General features: G+C 58.6%; 1 protein-coding gene. It reads right to left on the reverse strand.

What is annotated here, in order from left to right:
- A partial coding sequence (locus tag A3722_RS05535) for a hypothetical protein (RefSeq protein ID WP_150120447.1) occupies window positions 1-232 on the reverse strand: 232 nt, incomplete at both ends.

The raw sequence follows: 232 nt of genomic DNA on the forward strand, positions 1-232 counted from the left end.
GACCCTTCGTTGTCGAAAGTGATATGGGTCGGCACCTTGAAAGCGCGTTCGCGTTTCTTGACCTTATCGCGCGATTTCAGCGCATCGCGGGCGACGATCTCACCGCGCAGGGTCTTTTCGATTGTGTCGCGCAGGCGCGGCAGACGCGACGCTTCATAGGCGTTGCCTTCGCTGTCCTGAATCCAGAAGGCATCGGTCACGAAACCGTCTTTGGTGGTATAGCTGCGCGCGT

The sequence above is a fragment of the Sulfitobacter sp. HI0027 genome (assembly GCF_001634775.1).
Taxonomy (GTDB): Bacteria; Pseudomonadota; Alphaproteobacteria; order Rhodobacterales; family Rhodobacteraceae; genus Sulfitobacter.